Source organism: Vibrio sp. 970, assembly GCF_033339075.1.
Map to the genome: position 1 here is coordinate 1 of NZ_JAWOTW010000221.1, position 777 is coordinate 777.

Sequence of the window (777 nt, forward strand, 5' to 3'; positions counted from 1 at the left end):
TAACTTAGCTGCATCCGCCATATTGACGATCATAAGCTGGCCATCGACATCCGAACCGGTATTAAAAATACCAGCCACTGTGAAGTTGCGCTGACTAGGGATTCGACCAAGAGGGGTAAACTGCGTGGCGTTTGTCACCATTAAACGAACTTTGTCGCCAATAGAAACCTTAAGAGAGCGCGCTAAACTGTGGCCAAGAAACACTTTGTACTCTCCCGCTTGAAGAGAAGACAAACGACCCGCAATCAAATGGTTGGCAATCGGGTCGCCTTTCTTAGGCTCAATCCCAATCAAATAACCTGCCGTCAGTTGTGCCGAACTTTGAATTACCGCCTCTCCGCGAACAACAGGTTCTGGCTCAGCAACATCCGACATCGCTTGAATGAATTGCGGCGCAGACTCCGTCAGTGGAGTGCGACCATCATGTTGAGAAATCACCGCGTGAGGAAGAACACCAAGAATGCGCTCTTTCAGTTGTGCTTCGAATCCGTTCATAACCGAAAGCACAGTGACCAACGCCATCACACCGATCGTGATGCCCGCCGTCGACATATAAGAAACAAATCGGCTAAACCTATCTCCGGAGCGTCCCCGAAGATATCTCAAGCCAATAAACAAAGAGATAGGATGATACATACAGGACAAACCAACTGGTTTTCTAATAAGGGCGATTGACCCTAGTTCTAAATAATAAGAGTTATCTTACCTTACTCTTCTCATTAAGAAGACAAGAGAATCGCTAAATTTGTCAACGACATGCAATAAGTCTGCATTTAG

At 46.3% G+C, this 777-nt stretch carries 1 protein-coding gene; it reads right to left on the minus strand.

The annotated features are described in order from the left end of the window. Nucleotides 1-636, minus strand: a 636-nt coding sequence (locus tag R7Q11_RS25810; RefSeq protein ID WP_225466956.1) for an ABC transporter permease, incomplete at its 3' end; no start/stop codon positions are given. Nucleotides 637-777 lie beyond the last annotated feature (141 nt).